At 65.8% G+C, this 21,304-nt stretch carries 17 protein-coding genes; 9 read left to right on the forward strand and 8 right to left on the reverse strand.

Going from position 1 to position 21,304, the window contains the following annotated elements; translation table 11 throughout:
* Nucleotides 1-1,404: LGFP repeat-containing protein (locus WFI54_RS07690; RefSeq protein WP_442918645.1), on the reverse strand; the 1,404-nt coding region annotated here is incomplete at its 3' end.
* A gap of 143 nt (nt 1,405-1,547) precedes the next feature.
* On the opposite strand from WFI54_RS07690, the gene WFI54_RS07695 reads away from it, so the two are divergent.
* The 3 genes from WFI54_RS07695 to WFI54_RS07705 are packed head-to-tail and all read left to right on the forward strand — an operon-like array spanning nt 1,548 to nt 4,549.
* Nucleotides 1,548-2,246, forward strand: coding sequence for a glycosyltransferase family 2 protein (locus tag WFI54_RS07695; protein ID WP_336652210.1), 699 nt, complete (start codon nt 1,548-1,550; stop codon nt 2,244-2,246).
* Between the two features lie 9 nt (nt 2,247-2,255).
* Nucleotides 2,256-2,600: a DUF2304 domain-containing protein gene (locus WFI54_RS07700; RefSeq protein ID WP_336652211.1), complete on the forward strand. Its 345-nt coding sequence runs from the start codon at nt 2,256-2,258 to the stop codon at nt 2,598-2,600.
* Nucleotides 2,597-4,549 carry a DUF6541 family protein gene (locus tag WFI54_RS07705; protein WP_336652212.1) on the forward strand — a complete coding sequence of 651 codons (1,953 nt, stop codon included), beginning with the start codon at nt 2,597-2,599 and terminating at the stop codon, nt 4,547-4,549. The genes WFI54_RS07700 and WFI54_RS07705 overlap by 4 nt, the downstream gene beginning before the upstream one ends.
* Nucleotides 4,550-4,614: 65 nt before the next feature.
* Here WFI54_RS07705 and WFI54_RS07710 read toward each other — a convergent pair whose 3' ends face one another.
* Nucleotides 4,615-5,367, reverse strand: coding sequence for an ABC transporter ATP-binding protein (locus WFI54_RS07710; RefSeq protein WP_336652213.1), 753 nt, complete (start codon nt 5,365-5,367; stop codon nt 4,615-4,617).
* A gap of 10 nt (nt 5,368-5,377) precedes the next feature.
* Nucleotides 5,378-6,259, reverse strand: a complete 882-nt coding sequence (locus tag WFI54_RS07715) for an ABC transporter permease (protein WP_336652214.1) — start codon at nt 6,257-6,259, stop codon at nt 5,378-5,380.
* Between the two features lie 151 nt (nt 6,260-6,410).
* On the opposite strand from WFI54_RS07715, the gene WFI54_RS07720 reads away from it, so the two are divergent.
* The 5 genes from WFI54_RS07720 (at nt 6,411) to WFI54_RS07740 (ending at nt 14,083) form a co-directional block, all read left to right on the forward strand.
* On the forward strand, nt 6,411-7,148 hold the full coding sequence (locus WFI54_RS07720) for a DapH/DapD/GlmU-related protein (protein ID WP_336652215.1): 738 nt from the start codon (nt 6,411-6,413) through the stop codon (nt 7,146-7,148).
* Nucleotides 7,149-7,150: 2 nt separating this feature from the next.
* Nucleotides 7,151-9,166: a DUF6541 family protein gene (locus WFI54_RS07725; RefSeq protein WP_336652216.1), complete on the forward strand. Its 2,016-nt coding sequence runs from the start codon at nt 7,151-7,153 to the stop codon at nt 9,164-9,166.
* Nucleotides 9,167-9,221: 55 nt separating this feature from the next.
* Entirely contained in the window at nt 9,222-10,862 is a 1,641-nt protein-coding gene (locus WFI54_RS07730; protein ID WP_336652217.1) for a glycosyltransferase, read from the forward strand.
* Nucleotides 10,850-11,740, forward strand: coding sequence for a glycosyltransferase family 2 protein (locus tag WFI54_RS07735; RefSeq protein WP_336652218.1), 891 nt, complete (start codon nt 10,850-10,852; stop codon nt 11,738-11,740). Before WFI54_RS07730 ends, WFI54_RS07735 begins: the two co-directional genes overlap by 13 nt.
* Nucleotides 11,741-11,836: 96 nt before the next feature.
* Nucleotides 11,837-14,083, forward strand: coding sequence for an acyltransferase family protein (locus WFI54_RS07740; RefSeq protein WP_336652219.1), 2,247 nt, complete (start codon nt 11,837-11,839; stop codon nt 14,081-14,083).
* A gap of 21 nt (nt 14,084-14,104) precedes the next feature.
* Here WFI54_RS07740 and WFI54_RS07745 read toward each other — a convergent pair whose 3' ends face one another.
* Genes WFI54_RS07745 through WFI54_RS07755 form a run of 3 tightly spaced genes read right to left on the reverse strand, consistent with a single transcriptional unit; the run spans nt 14,105 to nt 17,552 of the window.
* Nucleotides 14,105-14,965, reverse strand: a complete 861-nt coding sequence (locus WFI54_RS07745; RefSeq protein ID WP_336652220.1) for a glycosyltransferase — start codon at nt 14,963-14,965, stop codon at nt 14,105-14,107.
* Entirely contained in the window at nt 14,962-15,948 is a 987-nt protein-coding gene (locus WFI54_RS07750) for a glycosyltransferase (protein WP_336652221.1), read from the reverse strand. The genes WFI54_RS07745 and WFI54_RS07750 overlap by 4 nt, the downstream gene beginning before the upstream one ends.
* Before the next feature lie 41 nt (nt 15,949-15,989).
* On the reverse strand, nt 15,990-17,552 hold the full coding sequence (locus WFI54_RS07755) for an LTA synthase family protein (RefSeq protein ID WP_336652222.1): 1,563 nt from the start codon (nt 17,550-17,552) through the stop codon (nt 15,990-15,992).
* Between the two features lie 218 nt (nt 17,553-17,770).
* Between WFI54_RS07755 and WFI54_RS07760 the strand changes: the two genes are divergently transcribed.
* On the forward strand, nt 17,771-18,787 hold the full coding sequence (locus tag WFI54_RS07760; protein ID WP_336652223.1) for a nitronate monooxygenase: 1,017 nt from the start codon (nt 17,771-17,773) through the stop codon (nt 18,785-18,787).
* Nucleotides 18,788-18,827: 40 nt separating this feature from the next.
* Here WFI54_RS07760 and WFI54_RS07765 read toward each other — a convergent pair whose 3' ends face one another.
* A complete protein-coding gene (locus tag WFI54_RS07765; protein ID WP_336652224.1) occupies nt 18,828-20,255 on the reverse strand; it encodes an LCP family protein in 1,428 nt (475 codons plus the stop codon).
* Entirely contained in the window at nt 20,252-21,265 is a 1,014-nt protein-coding gene (galE, locus tag WFI54_RS07770) for a UDP-glucose 4-epimerase GalE (protein WP_336652225.1), read from the reverse strand. The genes WFI54_RS07765 and galE overlap by 4 nt, the downstream gene beginning before the upstream one ends.
* Nucleotides 21,266-21,304 lie beyond the last annotated feature (39 nt).

Here is a 21,304-nt window from a genome sequence, read left to right on the forward strand (position 1 = left end):
CAAATACCCATCAGGGCCACCCTCGCTCAGATACAAACCACGAATCGCACCATTGATCACCGAAGCACCAGTCCGATTCGACCAATACGCCGTACCACGCTCAAACTCCTGCTTCACACCGCCGGTGACAGGCCGTTCGCCGCCGGTCGGGAATCCGAGGTACCCCGCTGGGCCACCCTCGGAGGTGTAGAGCGGCAGAATCGCACCACCCACAGGCTGCGAGCCGTAGGGCGAGCTCCAGTAGACATAGCCGCGCTCGAATCGTTGCGAAGCACCGCCACTCACGGCATTTTCACGACCGATTGGGTAGCCCAGCACCCCGAAGGGACCGCCAACGACGCGGTAGTAGTCGCGGATCGCGCCGTTTACCCCGCCGACACCGGTGTACGGGTTCCAGTAGAGGGTGCCCCCGCTGAACTCCTGCACCACGCCGATGCCGACGGGCTGGGCTACTTGCAAGGGGCGGCCGTAGAGCCCGCTTAGCCCACCATTGCTGGTGTGGAAGGCAGTGAAGTACTCGCTGACCTGCACGCCCTGCGCACTGCCGAACCAACTCGTGTAGAAGTTGTAGAAATTGCGGTTGCCGTAGCTCGAACAGCTATCGCCCGTACCCCAGCCTGCATTGAGCGCGGCCTGGTTGGGGCGGTACGGAGTGTAGATATACAGCGCGGCGGTGGCCCAGTTCGCGATCCACACATCCGAGGTGCCGCAGCCCGCGTTCGGATGCCACTGAATGCGGTTGTTCTGGAACGGTCGATAGTTGTAGCTGTTCGGAAAGGCCTTGTACACCTTCAGCTGCCAAGCGCCGCGATACATCTGAGCGGGAAAACCCCCGGCGCCGTTATTGCAATTGGGCGAATTGTTGGGGCCGGAGTCCGGGCAGTCGTACCCCATCGCAAAATCGTACTGACGCACGGTCGGCCAGGTGTCGGTGACCAGGCTCTGCTCTTTTTCGAGCATGACGAGCAGCACCTTCGGGCTGATGCCGCACGCCGCACCAACACGCGCGATATAGCTCGCAGCGCTCTCGTTCACGGCGCCCGCCATAGCGCTGCAGTATGCGTTGGCGGGTCGCGCGGCCGTCGTCCAGAATGAGCCACCGAGGCACGCTCCAGAAATCATGGTGCTTCCCCATGGCGTGTAGGCCCCGCGGCCGGGATCCCCAATCGTGCAGCGCGGCACGCGCTGGTTCAGGAAGGACTGGATCTGAGCCGCGTTCCAAGCCGTGCCGTCGTAGAACAGCGCATCGTCGATGATGTTGCCCGCGTCGAAGCCCGCCGACGGGTTAGCGTAGGCGGGCGCGTCCGAAATGCTCGGCGCGAGCAGCGCCATCACCGCGGCCCCGGCCGCGCACAGCGCAATCGCTGTCGCTCGCGCACCGCGCCACTTGATCCTGGCTCGCACCGGCACTCCTTCATCGAACGAGACGTCAAAGCCTCAAGTAGTTGCTGAATGTTTCGCTTTACTCTAATCGCGCGGGAGGTCTCCCGCCAACGACCCCATGTCATGCAGGCTGCCTCCTGTCTGTGTCTGCCAGAATGGACACCATGAATCCTGCCCTCTCAGGCGATCTGCGCGGCCTCAACGACGATGCGTGGGTCGTCATCCCCCTCTACAACGAGGCGCAGGTCATCGGCGATGTCGTGAGCGGTCTTCTCCCGCTCTTCTCGAACGTAGTCTGCATCGATGACGGCTCCCGCGACGGCTCCGGTCGAATCGCCGAGGCGGCGGGCGCGCGGCTCGTCACCCACCCCATCAATCTCGGCCAGGGAGCCGCACTGCAGACCGGGTTCGAGTACGCCCTCGAACGCGGCGCGCGCTTCGTCGTAACCTTCGATGCAGACGGCCAGCATCGGGTTGAAGACGCTGTGGTGATGCTCGAACGCGCCCGCTCGGAAGATCTCGCCATCGTGTTCGGGTCGCGGTTCCTTGACGACCGCACCAAGCCCGGCATTCTCAAGAAAATCGTGCTGAAGACTGCCGTGTGGGTCACCAACCTCACTACGCGCACGCGACTTACCGATGCGCACAACGGCTTGCGCGTGATCCGCGAGGATGCGCTGTCGCGCATCAAGCTGCGTCAGGATCGCATGGCGCACGGCACCGAGATCGTGGTGCAGCTCGGACGCACCGGCCTTCCCTACGCCGAGCAGGCGGTCGAGGTCATCTACAGTGACTATTCGAAGGCCAAGGGTCAGTCACTGCTCAACTCGGTCAACATCCTCATCGACCTGATCATCCGTTAGGAGAAGACGATGTCGATCTTCCAGTTCCTCCTCATCGCCGTGATCGTGATCGCCGCTGCGCTCGCGGTGAAGTTCCTCCCGGGTGAGCGTTCCCTCGCACTCAAACGGATCTTCGCGATCCTGTTCGTCATCGTCGCCGCGCTCGCAATCCTATTCCCGAGCGCGCTCACGGTCGTGGCGAACTTCTTCGGGGTCGGCCGCGGCACCGATCTCCTGCTCTATGTCTTCATCATCATGATGCTGCTCTTCGCCGTGGCGACGGTGCGCGCAAAGGCTCGAAGCGACGCGAGGGTTACCGAACTCGCGCGCGCTGTCGCGCTCATCGAGGCGCGCGCGCGCGAGGAGCGGCGTTGACAGCCTGGCTCTCAGCAGCACCGGCGCTGCTCACTACGATCGCCCTCACCACTCTTCCTGGCCTGCCGACGGCGTACGCCCTGCGGCTGCGCGGACTCGGCTTCCTGGCGGGCAGCATCGCCGCCTCCTTCGCCACAATCGCGGTCGCCTCGCTGAGCGCCCCGCTCCTCGGCGTGCGCTGGGGCCTGCTCCCCGTACTCATCTGCGCAGCAGTGCTCGCGGCCATCGCTTTCGGGCTGCGCCGCTGGTTGCCCGCAAGGCCACCGCTTCGGCAACATCCCAAGGCTCGCCTGCTCGCGGCGGTGCCGCTGCTCCTTGCCGGTAGCATCATCGCGGTCGAGGTGGCTCGCGCGATTCAAGCGCCCGAGAACGTCTCGCAGACCTATGACGCGGTCTTCCACCTCAATGCGGCCGAGTTCATTCTCGACACCGGTGATGCTTCTCCGCTGCACATGACTCTGGCGGTTCCCTACCAGGCCATCGCCCCTTACCCAACGCTATGGCACGCCGTCGTCGCATTGGTCTCGGGCATCACAGGGGCGTCGATCCCCGTCGCCACAAACGCGATGGCGCTGGTAGTTGCCGCGTGGGTGTGGCCGATCGCGGTGCTCTTCTTCACCGCCCCCTTCGTCGCGACTCGGAGATCCGGGATGCTTGCCGCCGGGGTGTTCGCCGCAACCTCCTCGGCTTTCCCCTACCTGCTGCTCTCATGGGGGGTGCTCTACCCGAACCTGCTGGCAAACGCGCTCCTCCCGATCGCTGTCGGCTTCACCCACCTTGCGCTGCGCCCGTCGCTCCAAGCCTCGGCCGCCCCCCGCGCGTCCCTGTGGATCACTGCAGCCGGAGCGCTCGGTGCCACGGTCTTCGCCCACCCCAATGGCGTCTACGGCTTCGCTGTAGTGGCTCTTCCCCTGATCATTGCCTATGCCGGACGGGTCGATCGCCGCGGTCTCACCAGACGCGGCCGGATCGGGCGATGGATCGGCGTGCTCGCGGCCCTCGCTGTGATCGTGACGCTGTGGGCGGTCGTGCAGAACGGCGACAGCGACAAGCACTACGCCGGCGGAGTGCTCAAGGGCGCGCTGAGCGCGCTCTCCAACGCACCGCAGCTGCCCGCCAAGGCATGGTTCGTCTCGCTCTTCGTGCTTTCCGGCGCCGCGCTGCTGCTGATCTGGAAGCAACACCGGTGGCTCGTCGTCTCATACAGCCTCATCGTCGCGCTGTACGCCATCGCTGTCGGTTTCAACGGCCCCCTGCGCGATGCCTTCACTGTGGCCTGGTACAACGATGCTGCCAGGCTCGCGGCGCTCCTTCCTCTTACAGCCGTGCCCCTCGCGGCAGTATCGGCCATGCTGCTCTTCGATGCGATCCGCCTCGGCCTGGCGCGCCTCCCCGAGCGGCTCCCGGCCCGTACGCCCGCGACGTGGATTCCCGTGATCGCGCTGCTCGCAGTCGCCGCAATCCTGCTCACCGGCGCGCGCGGCTCGAACATCGGCAGCCAGATCGGCTGGATGAGCGGGCTGTACTCCGCCACGCCCGCCGACAAGGACCAGCCAGACCTGCTGTCGGCCGACGAAATGGCGCTGCTGCAGCGGCTCGACACCGAAACGCCTGAGGACGCGCGGATCGCGGGCGATCCGTGGAGCGGTACGGCATACGCTTATTCAATCGCCGGGCGCACCGTGCTCTTTCCGCACATGACCTCGCAGTACGACGAGGACGCGGCCACGATCGCCGCCGGGCTGCGCGATATGGGCGACACCGCCTGCTCCTATCTTGATCGCCTCGGCGTGGACTACGTGCTCGACTTCGGCGACCCCAACTTCCAGGTCTACCCGGCTGAGAAGTCGGCGCACTTCTCCGGGCTGCGCCACGTCGGCGGCAATCCGATCCTGCAGGAGGTCGACCGAGAAGGAGACGCTGCGCTCTACCGTGTGGCGTGCAGCTAACAAGCAGCCGGTAGTCGGCAGAAAGGCGACCTCGCCAGGGGTACGATCAGCCAAAGGCAAGCCGTCTAATCAGCGACTCGGTACTCCTCCGAGCCGAGGTACGCGATCGCGTCTTCAATCGGCCCATCGAAGCGCTTCTTACCGCGCTTGATCACAATGCCCCGGCCGCAGAGCTCACGCACCATCTCCATATCGTGGCTCACCACGACCATGGTCTTATTCTGCTCGATCATTTCCTGGAACTTCAGCCGACATTTCTCACGGAACGGTGCGTCACCGACCGAGAGGATCTCATCGACAAGAAGAATATCGAGCTCGACGTGGATCGCCACCGAGAACGCAAGGCGCATAAACATGCCCGAGGAGTAGAACTTCACTTCTTGGTCAAGGAACTCGCGGATCTCGGCAAAGTCGACGATCTCCTCGAAGATCGCGTCGATCTCAGCCTCTTTCATGCCAAGGATGGCGGCGTTGAGGTAGACGTTCTCACGACCGGTGAGATCGGGATGGAATCCAGCTCCCACCTCGATGAGACCTGCGACACGACCGCGGGTGAGCACTGCACCCTCGTCGGGCGGCATGACGCCCGACATGATCTTCAGCATCGTCGACTTGCCGGAGCCGTTGTATCCGAGCAGAGCGATCGACTCACCTTCGGCGACGTCGAAGCTCAAATCGTTGAGCGCAGTGAAGTCGGTGCGGAGCTGCTTGCCCTTCGTCCACCCGATGAACGCCTCTTTCATCGAGTGGGTGTGCTTGAGCGAGAAATGTTTCGTGACGCGATCAACGACAATCGCGGGAAGGTGCTGCTGTGCCATGCCGGTCTCCTTACAGGTCCTGCGCGAAGCGCGGCTCGATCTTGCGGAATGTCCACTGTCCGACGATCACGCCGAGGAGAGTGAGCGCTCCCGCAATGCCCACGGTGATCCAGAAGTTCTCGGGGAGCGCGTGAGCGTTCGCAGTCACCGGATCCCAGAATGCGAGGTGGAAGAGTTCGACTGCTGCAGTGAGCGGGTTGACCTGATAGATCCACATCGCCCAATTCGGTAGCTGCGAGGCGACCATCTCCCAGGAATAGAGCACCGGAGAAGCCCAGACCGCAACCATGAGAATGAGCTCAACGAAGTTCTGCGCATCGCGGAAGGCGACGTTGAGCGAGCCGAAGAACAGCCCGAGGCCGGTTGCGGCGAGGGCGATGATCAGCATGCCGAGGATCGCGGCGCCCAGGTACATCGGCAGTGGCAGCCAGCCGAAGATGAGTGCTACGGCGAGTAGCACAGCCGCCTGCGGCAGGAAGTGCACGAAGGAGACGATCACCGCCGCAACGGGGAAGAGTTCTCGCGGCATGTAGATCTTGCGTACGAGGTGGGCGTTGTCGACGAGGGAGCGCGTTGCGTTTGAGAATCCCTCGCTGAAGAAGTTGATGACGATGATGCCGGAAAACAGGTACATCGCGAAGTTCGGGATACCGCGGGCCATCTGCAGGAAGACGCCCATGACCAAGTAGAAGATCGTGAACTGTGCAGCCGGCCGCACATAGGACCACACCCACCCCAGCACCGAGTTGCGGTAGCGCGTCGACGTCTCCTTGCGCACGAGGAGACGCAGCAGGTAGCGCCAGCGGAATACCTCAAGCAGCCCTCGCCCCTGGCCGGGGACGTCGTATCCAGCCGGAATCGCTCCGGCACCGCCGACAGTCGTAGGTGCCACGTCTTCTCCTTACAGCCTGTCCCGCACACGCGCATCTCCGGGAGATTCACCCGGAGCAACCGCACGATTCTAACAAAGCACTTCCGGCGCGGGGCTGACGGCCCCTGCGGCTCACCGCCGCTCCCTATGAGGGGCCCATAGAATAGTGCCCATGTCAGCCCCCCAGATCAGCCCGCTTGCGTACATCGGAGAGGGCGTCACCCTCGGTCAGAACGTGTCAGTTGGGCCCGGTGCCGTGGTTCTCGGTCCCGCAGTGATCGAGGACGATGTGTGGATCGGCCCCGGCGCGCAGATCGGCGCTCCGCCTGAGATGTCGAATCTGCGGCAGAACGCGGCATGGGCAGGCGATTTTGAACATGCCGGGGTGCGGATCGGGGAGGGCGCGGTGATCCGCGAGAATGCGGTGGTGCACCAGGGCAGCTACCGCGAGACGACGATCGGCGCCGGCTGCTGGATTCTGGCGCGGGCCTACGTTGCGCACGACGTGCTGATCGGAGAGGGCACGACAGTGTCGGCAGGGGTGAGTATCGGAGGGCACTGCGTCATCGGACCGCGCGTGAACATCGGCATGAACGCCTGCATTCACCAGCGCCGCATCATCGGCGCCGGTGCGATGGTCGGCATGGGCACCCCCATCGCCCGAGATGTCCCTCCTTACGCCAAGGCCTTCGGCTCTCCCGCGAGACTCCGAGCGCTCAATACCGTCGGCATGGAGCGCTACGGCATCGATGCGGCCGAGGTCGCTCTGCTCAGCGAGCGCTACGCCAGCGGCGACGTGCTCGTTGCAGAACCGCTCGCCCTCAGCACCAACTCGCCGCTCGCCGCCGACCTCGCCTGGTGGGCCGCGCAGGAGGGCCGCGTGCCGCTGACCGTGGACCAGGCCGGCTGAGTTTGTTTGAGTGGATCGGCGCGCTCCCCGCAGCGGCGGTGAGCGTTTTCGTGCTGTTCGCGCCCGGCGCCGCTGTCGCGCACTTCTCGGGCATGCGCGGTCTGTGGGCGTGGAGCACAGCTCCTGTGATCTCGATCACGCTGCTGACGGGGGTGGCAATGCTGTTGCCCGTCATCGGGCTACCTTGGTACCCGGGGACAGCCCTGCTCGGCTGTGCGGCGCTCGGTGCCGCGGCGGTATGCCTCATACGATTCGCGCTGAGAACCCGCTTCTCAGCGCGTGCAGCGCCCGCAACGGAAGACGCCGCCATCCGGCGAGGGTCGGCCCGCTGGGTGCCGATCTCGCTCGCTATCTCGGGAGCGCTCCTCACGGTTCTCACCGTCGTCGGGCTGCAATCGCCGAGTCACATCTCTCAAACCGTTGACAATCTCTTCCACCTCAACGCGGTCAGGTACGCTCTCGACGCCCAGAACGCCTCCGCTTTCTGGATCTCAAGCTTCACCACCGCCTTTCCACAGCCCGTCTTCTATCCCGATGCGTGGCACGTCATGGTCTCCTTCGTGGTGGGAGTCAGCGGTGCCGATATTCCTACCGCGAGTAACATGTTCAACTGGGCGGTCTCAGCACTGGTGTGGCCGGCCGGCGCACTCACCCTGGCCTCACAGTTCGTACCGCGCCGCCCGGCCGTGCTCGTCACCGCAGCCGTACTCACCGCCGCATTCCCGGCCTTTCCGCTCAACACGCTGAGCTACGGAGTGCTCTACCCCTATTTCCTGGGCATCGCGATGCTGCCCCTGGCGCTCGCGCTCCTGCTGCAGCTCATCGGTCTCACCCGGGAAGCGCGCCTAGGTCGCTGGGATTCTTTGGCGCTGCTGGCCATCTTCAGCATCGGCGGCGTAGCACTCGCCCACCCCTCGGCGTTTCTGGGTCTCCTCGCCATCGCCATGCCACTGAGCCTCATCGCCCTCGTCGCGGCGTGGGGGCACCAGCGCTGGCCGCTCCGGCTCGTGTCTGTCGCGCTCACTGGCGCAGTGCTGGCGGCGGGGGTGTTCTCCTTCACCAGGACCGTCACAGGCTTCCAGTGGCCGGCGCAGACGGGTACGCGAGCGGCATTCCTACAGGCACTCACCGGGGCCTTCCTCGACGCGGGCTTCCCAGTGGTGATCGGGCTTCTAGCCGTCGGCGGCGCACTGACATCGCTGATCTCGCGCAGTGTTCCCGGCATTGCAGCAACAGCGATCTGGGCCACGACCTCAGGCCTCTACGTGCTCGCCGCCGGGGTGGACGTGCCGGCGGCGCGCCAGATTCTCGCCGGCTGGTATGCGGATACCCCGCGACTGGGTGCCCTTGCAGTCATCGGCATCATCCCCATCGCGGTCTACGGCTGCGCCGCGATCGTCGACTTCATTGAACGCCGCAACGTGCTGCCGCGCGCCGCTCTGGTCACCATCGGCGCCGCACTGCTCGGTTCGGTGCTCGTCACCTCCGGCTACGGTTCTTTCTTGAGGGTCATGCAACTCTCCTACGACCCTAGATCGTCTGAATACATCGACACCATCGCCCCTGAAGACCGTGCGCTACTCGGCAATCTCACCCCGGAGGGCACACGACTCGCGCTCGACAACCTGATCTCCGCCGACGAACGCGCCCTTCTCAATCGCTTGGACACGCACGTCGCCCCTGAAGACCTCGTCATCGGCAGCCCTTGGACCGGCGCCTCGCTCGCCTACGCACTTGAAGACCGTCGCACCCCTATGGCTTACGTCACATCCCCGGTCTCCGCCGAAACCCAGCTCATTCTGCAACGCTTCGCCTCCGAACCGGACACCCCGGAAATGTGCCGGGCGCTTGACACGACGGGGGTGCGGTTCATCATCGACTTCGGGCAGCGCGAGGTGCACGGCGGTCGCCACGAGTTCGCGGGCATTGAAGGACTCGACGCCAGCCCCGGAGTCGCCCTCGTCGATCGCGAGGGTGACGCGAAACTGTACAGGATCACCTCTTGCGGCCTGGGATAGCCCACGCGGCATACCGCCACAGGGTTTACAGCTACGGTGGTGTGTGATGGATTTCATGAACACGCCACTCGTCTCCCTCGCTCCGGCGAGCTCGGGACACCTCGAAGCGATCAGCGCACTCCAGCGGGAACAGCTATTCGCCGCGGCGAACTACCACGCGCTTCGCACCCCGGGGGCGACGCTCGAACTCCGTGTGGGCATCGGGAGCATCACCCAGATGCCAGCACTCACGGACGCCGGCACGGTCGACGGCAGTGCCCTCGAAGGCGAACCCGCCTTCACAGTCGAGGTGCGCAGCCTCGCAGTCGGCTCCATGCAGGCTTCCCCGCCTGAGCGCCCGGTGATCCGCTGGATCCGCCTCGGCCACGCCGATGCCACCCCTGCAACCACCGAGCCGCCCGCCCCGGCCTCCCTCCCCCGCCGCGTCTACCGCGAGCTGGAACGCCGCGCCCCCATCGTGCTCGACGCCGCGCGCGAGACGATCATGCGCCGACGCGAACGCGCCATCTCCGGCCCACTGCCCCGCTACCCGGAAGGGGCCGCCGCCGCTCACGGCCGCGCAGCCCTTGACTCTTGGCGGCACACCCCCGCTGCCGCGCCGAGTGATGCGCCGCCAGCCGTGCTCTTCGGGCTCCACTGGTTGCAGACCGGCGGTGCCGAGCGTTGGGCGGTTGAGACCATTCAGCTCGCGAAGAACGCTGGGCTGCTCCCCGTCGTGGTCACCGACCAGAACTCGGTGCACCCCTGGCTCACGCGCCCCGAGCTCGAGGGTTGCATCATCATCGCGCAGAGCTTCCGCGGGCATCTGCACGAGCTCGACATCGCCCTCACCCACGCAATCCTCGAGAACTTCAATCTGGCGGGCGTGATGCTGCACCACTGCCAATGGCTCTACCTCAGCCTGCCATGGATCGCCGAGCACCGCCCCGAGCTGCCCGTGATCGACTCGCTGCACATCGTCGAATATCTGGGCGGTGGATACCCGGGTCTCGCAGCTCAGTACGACGCTTTCATCGACACCCACCACGCCATCTCACCCGAGCTAGTGCGCTGGCTGACCGAGGTGCAGGGTATTGCAGCACGCAAGGTCGCACTCGCCCCGCTCACCGCACTCACCGTCGACAGCAGCACCGATTTCACGGGCCGCGACCCGCGAAACCCGTTCACAATCTCCTTCGTGGGCCGCCTGTCACGGCAGAAGCGCCCCGACGTCTTCCTAATGCTCGTGCACCGTCTGCAGCGATCAGGCATCCCCTTCCGCGCCATCATGCACGGCGACGGCGAGATGCGCGATGTGGTGCACGGTCTCATCGACCAGTTCGGTCTGCGCGGCATCATCGAACAGCGCTACGAAGAGACGCCCGTCTCCGAGACACTCGCAGAAACCAACTTGCTCGTGGTCACCTCGATCAACGAGGGCATCACCCTCACCACCTTCGAAGCGGTCGCCGCCGGGGTGCCGGTGCTGTCGGCCGATGTCGGCTCCCAGCGCACCATCGTGCAGGGCGACATGCTCGCGCCCCGCCCGGCGCGACCGTTCATCAAGGCAGCAGCCTCGGTGATCTCGAAGCTCGCCGCAGACGAGCAGCTGCGTGAGCAGCGGTGGAACGAGCAGCGCGAACGGGTCGCCGAGTTCGGCGAGCTGCAGAGCGCACACGAATGGATGAAGGAGACCTTCTCACAATGGCACGCGTAGCCGCAGTCGTCGTCACGTTCAATCGAATCGACAAGCTGAAGACCGTGATCGCCTCAATCGAGGCGCAGACGCACGCTCCCTCGTCGCTCGTGATCGTCGACAACGCTTCGACCGACGGCACCGGCGAGTACCTCGACGAGCTCGAATCGAGCCTGGACCTCGAGATCGTCTCACTGTCGAGCAACACCGGAGGAGCCGGTGGCTTCTCGGCGGGTATGCGGCGCGGGTACGAACTCGGCGCCGATTTCGTGTGGATCATGGATGACGACGGCTACCCCGAGCCCGACGCCCTCGAAAAGCTGATCACCGGCTTCGACGCGGCAGCCGCCGAACTCGGCGAGGAGATGCCCTTCGCCTGCTCCGTGGTGAAATACATCGACGGCACCATCTGCGAGATGAACAACCCCGTGCCCACCTGGGACTGGGGACGCCTGCTCGCCATCGGCCAGAACTCGGTGATGGTGACGAGCTGCTCCTTCGTGTCGGTGCTCGTGCCGCGCTGGGCGCTCGAACGCTACGGCCTGCCCTACAAGGAATACTTCATCTGGTTCGATGACGCCGAGTACACGCTGCGGCTCTCGAAGGCATGCCCTGGCGTGCAGGTGCTCGACAGCGTCACCGTGCACGACATGGGCGTGAACCAGGGCGTCAATTTCGGCATGATCGACGACAAGAACGCTTGGAAGTTTGCCTACGGCATCCGCAACCAGGCCTCATATCGTCGCCACCACCAGTCGCTGCCACACTTCCTGATGTTCGCAGCGCAGGTTATCGTCGGCATGCGCCGTGGGCGGGTGAAGCGCAAACTGCAGAGGCAGATGGTCTCGAAGCTCTGGGAAGGATTCCGATTCAACCCCCAGATCGACAGGGTCGTGTAGCGCTCCGGGATCTGCACCCCCGGGCGGCGACCCGCCGCGGCGACAGCATGGACCCAGTTCACCCCGCAGCTCCCCACCGGGTGCGATACTGGCATGATGCCTGCTCCATCAGTGTCGCCTTCGGCAACGAACGCAAGACCCGCTGCACAGGCTCAGCATCCCCAAAACGGCTCGGCGAAGACCACATCGGCTCCGCGCTACCGGAAGGACATCGACGGCCTCCGCGCTGTCGCGGTACTGCTCGTGGTCGTTTACCACGTATGGCTCGACCGCGTCTCAGGCGGCGTCGATGCCTTCCTGATGATCTCGGCGTTCTTCCTCACGGGCTCCTTCGTACGCCGCCTCGAAGCCGGCAGGCCGCTTGCCATCGTGAGCCAGTGGATCCGCACCTTCAAGCGGCTGATGCCGGCCGCAGCCGTAGTCATCGCCGCAACCGTCATCGCCGCAACCGTCATCATGCCGGCCTCAGGTCACCCCGACCTCTGGCGGCACGCCTGGGCCTCACTCTTCTACTACGAGAACTGGGCACTGGCCGCCGAATCGGTCGACTACTACGCCGACAACTCGCTCGCCAGCCCACTGCAGCATTTCTGGTCGCTCTCGGTGCAGGGGCAGGTATTCTTCCTCTGGCCGCTGCTGTTCGCCGTCATCGCCTTCCTGCGCTGGGCCCTCGGCCGCCGCAGCGTGCGCGCCGTCGCACTCGTGTGCTTCGCAGTGGTGTTCGCTGCCTCGCTCGCATACTCCATGATCACCACCCAGGAGCACCAGGAGAGCGCCTACTTCAACACCGGGGCCCGCATCTGGGAGTTCGCGGCCGGTTCGATCCTCGCGATCGCGCTGCCCTGGATCCGCCTGCCCCGCGCGCTCGGCGCCGTCATCGGCTGGCTCGGACTCGCCGCGCTCCTCGCGTGCGGCATGGTGCTCGACGTGCAGGGCGGCTTCCCCGGATACCTGGCGCTCTGGCCGGTGCTCGCCGTCGCGGCGATCATCCTCGCCGGCTCCCCCGACGAGAACGGCTTCGGCCCCGCACTGCTGCTCGAAACGAAACCCGTGCTGATGCTGGGGCGCGACGCCTACGCGCTCTACCTAGTGCACTGGCCGATCCTCGTGCTGACGCTCATCGCCCGCCGCGGCGAACCCCTCGGCTTTTTCGAAGGCCTCGCCCTGATCATCATCTCGATCGTGCTCGCGCGTCTGCTCACCTGGCTCGTCGACGCCCGTGTGCGCCGACTGGCGTGGGCCAACAGCAACAACTTCCGCGGCGCCGCCGTGATCCTCCTGTCGATCGCAGTTGTCGCGATCCCTCTGGTGACCCTCCAGCAGTCGGCGCTGCAGGCCACGCAGGCGGTCCACTCGGCCAGCGCCGCCGAGCGCGCCGCCGCCAACCCCGGTGCCGCAGTCCTCGCCCCGGGGTGGGCCGGCAAGCTCGACCCCGACGCGCCCCGTATCCCGCTCCCCACCGAACTCGACCAGCAGTGGGGCACCATGCCCGAGTTCTGCAGCGCCGAAGAGTTCGACTTCGCTTCGTCGGCCGTGCTCGAACGGTGCACCGAGAACGCCATGCAGTCACCCGAGCAGACCATGCTCGGTGTCGGCGATTCCCACGCCGAACAGTGGCTCGAACCGCTCGCAGCGATCGCAGAAGACCGCAATTGGCGTCTCGTCACCGTCCTGAACGGCGGCTGCCCCTTCACGCTCCGGGCAGCCGAAGACTACGCCGATCCCGAGTTCGGTGCGAGCTGTCTGGCCTGGAACCTCGAACTCATCGACCTCGCACTGGCGCTGCACCCAGACATCTTCCTCACCGTCGGAACAGCGGCCGCCCCTGCCGACAACGACTCCGACATCGATGCGGGTGAGCGCGAGCACGCGCACGATCAGGCCGCAGCGCTCGACGTGTTCCGTTCTGTGGGCATCACGAGCATTCTGATCCGCGATAATCCGCGTTTCACCTTCGACAGCTATGTCTGCGTCGAACAATCGCGTAGCGTCAAGGAGTGCGAGGTGCTCCGGTCGCAGGCGCTCGCATCCGTAAACCCGCTCGATGCCGTCGCAGGCCCTGGCATCGCGACAGTCGACACCACCGACCTGCTCTGCCCCGGTGACATCTGCCGCGCCGTGATCGGCAACGTCAACGTCTACCTCGACGACAACCACCTCACCATCGCCTACACGGGCACCATGCGCCCCATGCTCGAGAAGCGCTTGCTGGCCGCTATCGCGCGGGCGCAGGAGGCAGCCGCCGCAGCGGTCGCGGCTGAAGAAGCTCAGCCGGCTGACGAGAGCGAAACCGTTGATCTTCCAGAGCTGGTATCCACCGAACCAGACAATAGTGGCGTCTGATCAGGTGCGCGCGGCGCGGAATCAGCCTGCGGTGCGATCCCCAGGTAGCCCCCGGCCGATGAGGCCGCGGAAGAGCACGCGCTTCACACTCGCGGGCATGAGACGGTAGGCCCCCTTCATCACCACGTTGCGCAAGTATTGCCCACGCGTCACAAACCCCATGCGCAGCATCTCGCGCTGCAGACGCCACTCGGTGCGCGCCTCGGCCCAACCACCACGGCGAGCGAAGGCACCAGAACCGACCCGGTAGGCGAGCAGGGGCTCGGCAATATTCTCGACACGGGCGCCGCTGTCGATGAGGCGGATCCCCAACCAGTAATCCTCCATCCTGCCGAAGGGCTGGTACCGGCCGACCCTGTCGAGCGCCGCAACGCGATACATCATCGTGGGGTGGTTGAAGGGATTGTGGGTGCGGGCGTGATCGCGGATGCGCTGCGCGCCCACCGGCGGCACACGCTGGGAAACAGGCTGCTGGGGATCATGCTCGAATTCGACCATGCCCGTGCCGACCAGGTCGAAGCCCTGCTGCAGCAGCTCCCACTGACGCTCGAATCGTTCCGGCAGCGAGACATCGTCGGCATCCATGCGCGCCACGACGGGCTGCGTGCACACCTCAAGGCCAGCATTGAGCGCCGCTGTGAGGCCGCGGTTCTCGGGCAGCCGCACCATGCGCACCGGCACGGGGCTGCCGGCCGCGATCCGCTCGATCTCCCGTGCGAGTGCGTCGGGCACCGGGCCATCCTGCACGATGACGGCCTCGGCTGGGCGCAAGCGCTGGCCATCGACGGAGCTTGCAAAAGCGAGGCGCAGAAAACCCGGATCATCGCCAGCGTAAACGGGGAGCAGCAGGGAAAACGGAGCCTGCGATGCAGAAGCACTCATGCGGCCGCCGCGCGATCGAGCTTCGAGAGCCGCTCGACCTCGATCATGACGTCAACGGGAACACCGGTGTTGCGCAGCACCTCGCGGGTGGATCGCGGAGCGCGCAGCCAACCATCGCGCCACCCCCGGCGCAAGCAGTCACGCAACTGGGCGCGGTCGGAGGAGGCGCGGAAGGTGCGGAACCAGCGCCGCGCCGTCGCCGCCGAGTACAGCAGCTTCTCCCAGCCGTAAAGCGCCCGCGACAGACGGAAGACCCACAGCTTGTTGCGCACCTCGAAATAGAAACGCTGCCCAGGATCGGCATCGCTCGAACCACGTTTGGCGGTCTTGTGCATGACCACCGACCCCGGCACGTAGAGGCCACGGGCGCCGCGCAGCAGGCGAGCCGAGTACTCGAAGTCGTCGTTCCAGAGGAAGTAGTCGGCGATGGGCAGACCCTGTTCGCGCACCCGCGGCGCACGCAAGAAGGCCGAAACGAATGAGATCGAGCGGATCTCCATACCGCCGGCCTCCGCGGCGCGCGCCCGCTCATCTTCCGATGCGCGGATCTTCGCCTTCGGAGTGTTCATCGGGTGATCCTCGCCGTCGGTCCAGACCACACGGGAGCCCATCACGGCAAGATCATCCTGACCGGTCGCACAGTAGCGCTCGTGCGCGGCGAGCGCACCGGAAAGCGCGTCGGGCCCTGGCACGGTGTCGTCGTCCATCACCCAGACCCAATCGACATCTTCTTCGGCGATCGCCGCAGCAATGCCCGTTGCGAAGCCACCGGCACCGCCGGTGTTCTTGGTGAGGGGAATGAGCCTTGCACGCTCGCCCCACTGCTCGAGCAGTTCGGCGGCCACCTCCGCAGACCCGTCATCGGAAGCGTTATCGACGATCACGAGCCTGTCGACGGGTCGACTCTGCGCCGCCAGCGCTTCGAGGGACTCCCTCAGCAGCTCGCGGCGGTTGTAGGCGACCAGCACGGCCGTGACGTGCATGCGCACTCTCCTTCAGGGGGTCGAACCTGCACAGTCTACCGTCACCGATCCCACAGCTCACGATAGAACCCGGCGGCGCGGGCCTGCACCACGGCGCGATACTCCTCCGCGGTGAGGTCAAGGATGGTGCCGGGAGGCACCTGCGTCTCATCCGCGAGCGCCGAAACGCCGACCCCCGCGCGATGGTGCTCGAGCCCGATGCCCGCCAGTTCGATCAGGGTAGGGAACATGCTGAGTTGGTCGATATCGTCGCGGGCAAGCTCAACCCCATCGGGACTCCAGATCCTGTTGAAGATCGTGCGATCAGTGCGACCGTTCAGCTCATTCCAGAAGCTCGCCTCGGGCGCGAGCAGCTTCAGGTGATCGCCCATGAGCACGACGCTGGTGTCTTCGAGCACGCCCGCTTGGTCAAGCGCATCGACAAAGCCCGCGACCTGCTGCATCGAGCAGAAAGTGATCGAGGCGAGCGGCGCCTCCGTATCTTGCTCGCAGGAGTCGTAGAGGTGCGTCGGCTCGTGTGTGTCCAGGCTGAGTAACGTGAGATTGAACGGCTGCGCCTGCGCGTGCAGCCGCATCACCTCATCTTTCGCCAGCGCGAAAAGGCGCTGGTCTGAAAGGCCCCAGTCCTCGCGGATCTCCGTTTCGCCTGCGGCCTGCCACTCGGTCAGATCGTGCACTTCGTCATAGCCGTGGCTGCGGAAGAATGCGCCCTTCCCGGCGAAGTCCGCGTTCGCGCCGCCCATGAACACGTTATGGTAGCCCTCGCCTGCGAGCACGTCACCCAGGCAGCTCGCGTTGGGCAGATAGCTCGCCACCTCGTTGCCCTCTGAGCCCAGCAGGTTGAGATCGGCGTTCTCGCCCAGGGCGCCTCCCGAACGGAGCGGAATCCCGCACTGCGTGCTGACGATCCCAGCCATGGTCCAGCCGCCGCCCTCGTACTGCCGCAGACTCGGAATCGACTCCCACCCCGAGGTGGCCTGCTGCAGCGGGGCGAGCATGTTCTTCTCGAAGATACTGTCGTCGCCGAGTGTCTCCTCGACCGATTCCAGATAGACCACGATGAGGTTGCGATGCTCGTTCTCGCCGACGCCGCCCACGCTCATACCCTGACCGCCACCGCCGTTCGCGCTGACACCGTGCCGGGGCACAACGTAGTAATCGGCGACAGTAGCCGCGCCCGCAGCTTCACGAGCATAGGACTGCACGTACGCACCAATGCCGACAGTCGAACCAAACGCGACCACGCCGCTCACCATCACCGCGACGGCCACCACAGCGGAGAGCGTGCGCAGCACTCGGCTGGGCCGAGCCTGCAGGCCACCGCTGCGGCGGAGTGCGCACCGCGACCGCACCGTGAGCAGCACGAGCAGCAGCACCACCCCTGCTGGGATGAGCAGGATCGACACCACGGCATCAACGATCAAGCCGTCGCCTCCTGCACCCTCTCCCCCTGGCAGGTTCATGAGCATCTGATCGACGGAGATCGCCCCGAAGGTGCGCTGCACCCACAGCGCGGCGCCAAGGAGCACGGCTCCGATCAGGATGAGCAGCCAGAAGCCCGTGACAGCGGCACCCCGCAGGAAACGCGAGCGTCGGCTTGCCACTCGAACCCCACCGTTTCGAGTTTCGGCCGCCGACCGCCCGGGTTCACGCTCTTCTCTCGTCACAGTGGCACGAGTTTACGTCTTCTTTACGAGAGTTCACTTGGAGTTCATGCCCCGGATGCGGCGGGCGGCAGAATCTTGCGCCTGTCGCACGCGGAGCGCATGGAATGATAGTGGTGCGAGGCTGCCTCCGTGCCGCCGAGCGGTTTGGAGCGTCGATGCGACTACTGGATTCCGTGTTGCCGATCGTGGCCGCGCCCATGGCAGGCGGGCCGACGACGGTCGCGCTGGCTGCGGCGGTCGGGGCCGCGGGCGCCTATCCCTTCCTCGCCGGTGGCTACAAGTCACCCGAGGCTCTCGCAACAGAGATCGAGCAGCTGCGCCCCCAGGTGCACGGCTTCGGCGTGAACCTGTTCGTGCCGTCGCGCGCGGTCCCTGATCGGGCATCCTTCGCCGCCTATATCGATGAGATTCGCGGGGAGGCCGAGGCGCACGGCGTGCAGTTGCAGCCCGAGCCTGTGATCGACGACGACCACTGGAACCAGAAGCTGCGCTTGCTGCTCGAACGCCCCGTGCCGACGGTGTCGCTGACGTTCGGGCTGCCCGACGCCGGCGACATCGCCGCGCTGCGGCGGGCGGGCACGCGAGTGCTCGCGAGCGTCACCTCAGTTTCCGAGGCCCGGCTCGCACGCGCCGCCGGCGTCGATGGGCTGATTGTGCAGGGGCCCGACGCCGGCGGCCATAGCGCCGTCTTCGATCCCGCACGGATCCCGGAACCGATCGACACCGCGGCGCTCGTGCACCACGTGATCCGCGAGAGCGACCTCCCCGCGATCGCCGCCGGAGGCGTCGACGGTCCGGCGGCCGTGAGCCGCTTGCTCGCCGCGGGCGCCGAGGCCGTGGCGGTGGGCACCCTGCTGCTGCGCACGGACGAGGCGGGCACGTCGCAAACCTACCGTGCAGCCCTTGCCGATCCCGCCTTCGACGAGACCGTCATCACACGGGCCTTCACCGGCCGCCCCGCCCGCGCACTGCGCAATGCCTTCATCGACCGTCACGGGAGCACCGCACCGAACGCCTACCCAGCGGTGCACCATCTCACCCGCGAACTGAGAGCCGCGGCCGCACGCTCCGGCGACACCGGCAGGCTGCACCTGTGGGCGGGAACCGGCTACCGCAACGCGAGCGAGGGCCCTGCCGCGGATGTTGTGCAGCGGCTCACCGCTGGCGTCTGAAGTCACTCGGGCAGGTCGCAAGGCCCGCACCCACGTGGGACTACTCCGTGGCCTCCTGCGGAGATGCGGCAGCAACGCCCTCGGCGACAAGCTGGTGGATGATGCTGTAATCGGGCAAATCGGGATCGACAGCCGGCGGCACCAACTCCACATTGACCGGAGCGTGCTCGCGCGCCTTCGAAGCCAGGTCGACGAAGCGGCCCAGCATCGACTCCGGGATATCGGTTTCGACAAGCTGCGTGCCAGCCGCAGCGACCTCCTGGAAGCGCAACAGCACATTCGCCGGGTTCATCTGCGCGAGAATCGCGGCCTGCAGCTCACGCTGACGCGCCATGCGGTCATAGTCGCCGTTCGAAGATCCGTAGCGCGAACGCGCATACCACTGCGCCTGATAGCCGTCGAGGCGCTGCTCGCCCGGCTCGATCCACCCGTCGACGTCAACAAGCTCACCCGTGTACTCATCAATGTGGCCGCCGATCGGCAATGGCTCCTGCACGTTCATCGTCACGCCACCGAGGGCGTCGATCATATGCGAGAACCCATCCATGTTGACGAGCACGTAGAACTGCACCTGCAGGCCGGTGATCCCCGTCACCGCATCCTTCGTCGCCTCGATACCGGGCGAAGACCCCTTCGATACCGCGTCTGCATACATGCCCTCGTACGAAGGCGATCCCGAGTCTTCAAGTTCGGTGACGAGCGAGTTCAGATTGCCCGTGGTGAAGCAGTAGTAGCCGCCGCCTTCGACAACGACGTAATCGTTCACCTCATCGCAATAGCCGTAGGGGTACACCGCAGCGAGCGGCGACTCCTCAGGGAATGGCGCAAGCTTGAGCTCGCGCGGCAGGCCGATGATGACGGACTGCCCCGTCTCGGCATCGACGCTGACAAGCGAAATGCTGTCGGGGCGCAGGCCCTCGCGATCCGCCCCCGCATCAGCGCCGAGCAGCAGAATGTTGTAGCGCCCATCGATCGGCTCAACAGCCGGCGCACCCTGAAACAGATCACCGAGCAGGCTGCGGCCCGCCCCCACCGCCGTGCCAGCCCATGCAGCGCCAGCAACCGGAAGAATCGTGAGCAGCACCGACAGGGCCGCCACCGGGACGCGCCAGTTGCCGGGCACGCGCACCAGGCGGGTGAGCCGCAGCGTATCGAACCCGAGCACCAACCACAGCACCGCATACGCGAACAGCAGAATCTGCACACCGAGCAATACGAAACCGTTGGTGAAGAACGACAGCGTCGCCACCCTGGCGAACAGCAGCCCCGCGAGCGAAGCGAGACCACCCGCGACCAGCAGCAGCGTTGCCGTCAGCCCCAGCCGGCCCAACCGACGGCTCCCTGCAAGCAGCTGCGCACTGCCAGGCAGCAGAAAGCCCAGCACGACCAACCAGCGGGCCCGCTTGCTCATCAGCGGACCCTCCGCCATATCGGGATGGCGGAGCGGCTGTTCGAGGTCGAGACTCATGCCCCGTAGCCGCCCGGGTTGGCGGACTGCCACGCCCAGGTGTCGCGGCAGGCCTCGGCAAGGCTGCGAGTGGTGCGCCAACCGAGCCTGTCGTTTGCACGACGGGGATCGGCCACAACCTCGGCGACGTCACCCGGCCGCGGCGGAGCCACCTCGTAGGGCACCGGCTGCCCCGACGCCTCCTCGAAGGCGCGCACCACCTCAAGCACACTTGAGCCGATGCCGGAACCCAGGTTGTAGATCTCTACGCCCGCTTCGAGGTGTTCGAGGGCGGCTACATGCCCCTCTGCGAGATCCATGACGTGAATGTAATCGCGCACCCCCGTGCCATCAGGCGTGGGGTAGCTGTCGCCGAAGACACTGAGGCGCTCGCGCGTGCCCACGGCAACCTGCGCGATGAACGGCATGAGATTGTTGGGAATTCCAGCAGGATCTTCTCCGATGCGCCCCGACGGATGCGCGCCGACAGGGTTGAAGTAGCGCAGCAGCACGGCACCCAAGTCGGGCCAGGAGGCGTGGGTATCGCGGATGATCTGCTCGTTCATGAATTTCGACCACCCGTAGGGGTTGGTGAGGCCAACGCCCGCGCGGTGCGACTCGTCGATGGGGGCCACATCGGGGTCGCCGTACACCGTCGCCGAGGAGCTGAACACGAGCTTGTCGACGCCTCGCTCGCGCATGAGATCGAGCAGCACAAGCGTCGAATCGAGGTTCACCCGGTAGTAGCGGGTGGGCTGAGCCACCGACTCGCCGACTGCTTTCAGACCCGCGAAGTGGATCACCGCATCGAAATCGACGCCCTGCAGCGCAGCAACAGCAGCGGCACGGTCGGCGAGATCGGCCTCGATGACGGGGATCTCCCGGCCCGTCAGCTGCTCCACTCGGCGCACGGCCTCAGGGCTGCTGTTCGAGAAATCATCGAGCACGACAACCTCGTGGCCCCGCTCCAGCAACACAACGGCCGTGTGTGAACCGATGTATCCGGCTCCGCCGGTCAACAATACGCGCATGGATACCAGCGTACTGGGGCGAAACCCGAGAGAGCCGCC

This window comes from Leucobacter sp. MMO-125, from assembly GCF_037148395.1.
GTDB lineage: Bacteria > Actinomycetota > Actinomycetes > Actinomycetales > Microbacteriaceae > Leucobacter.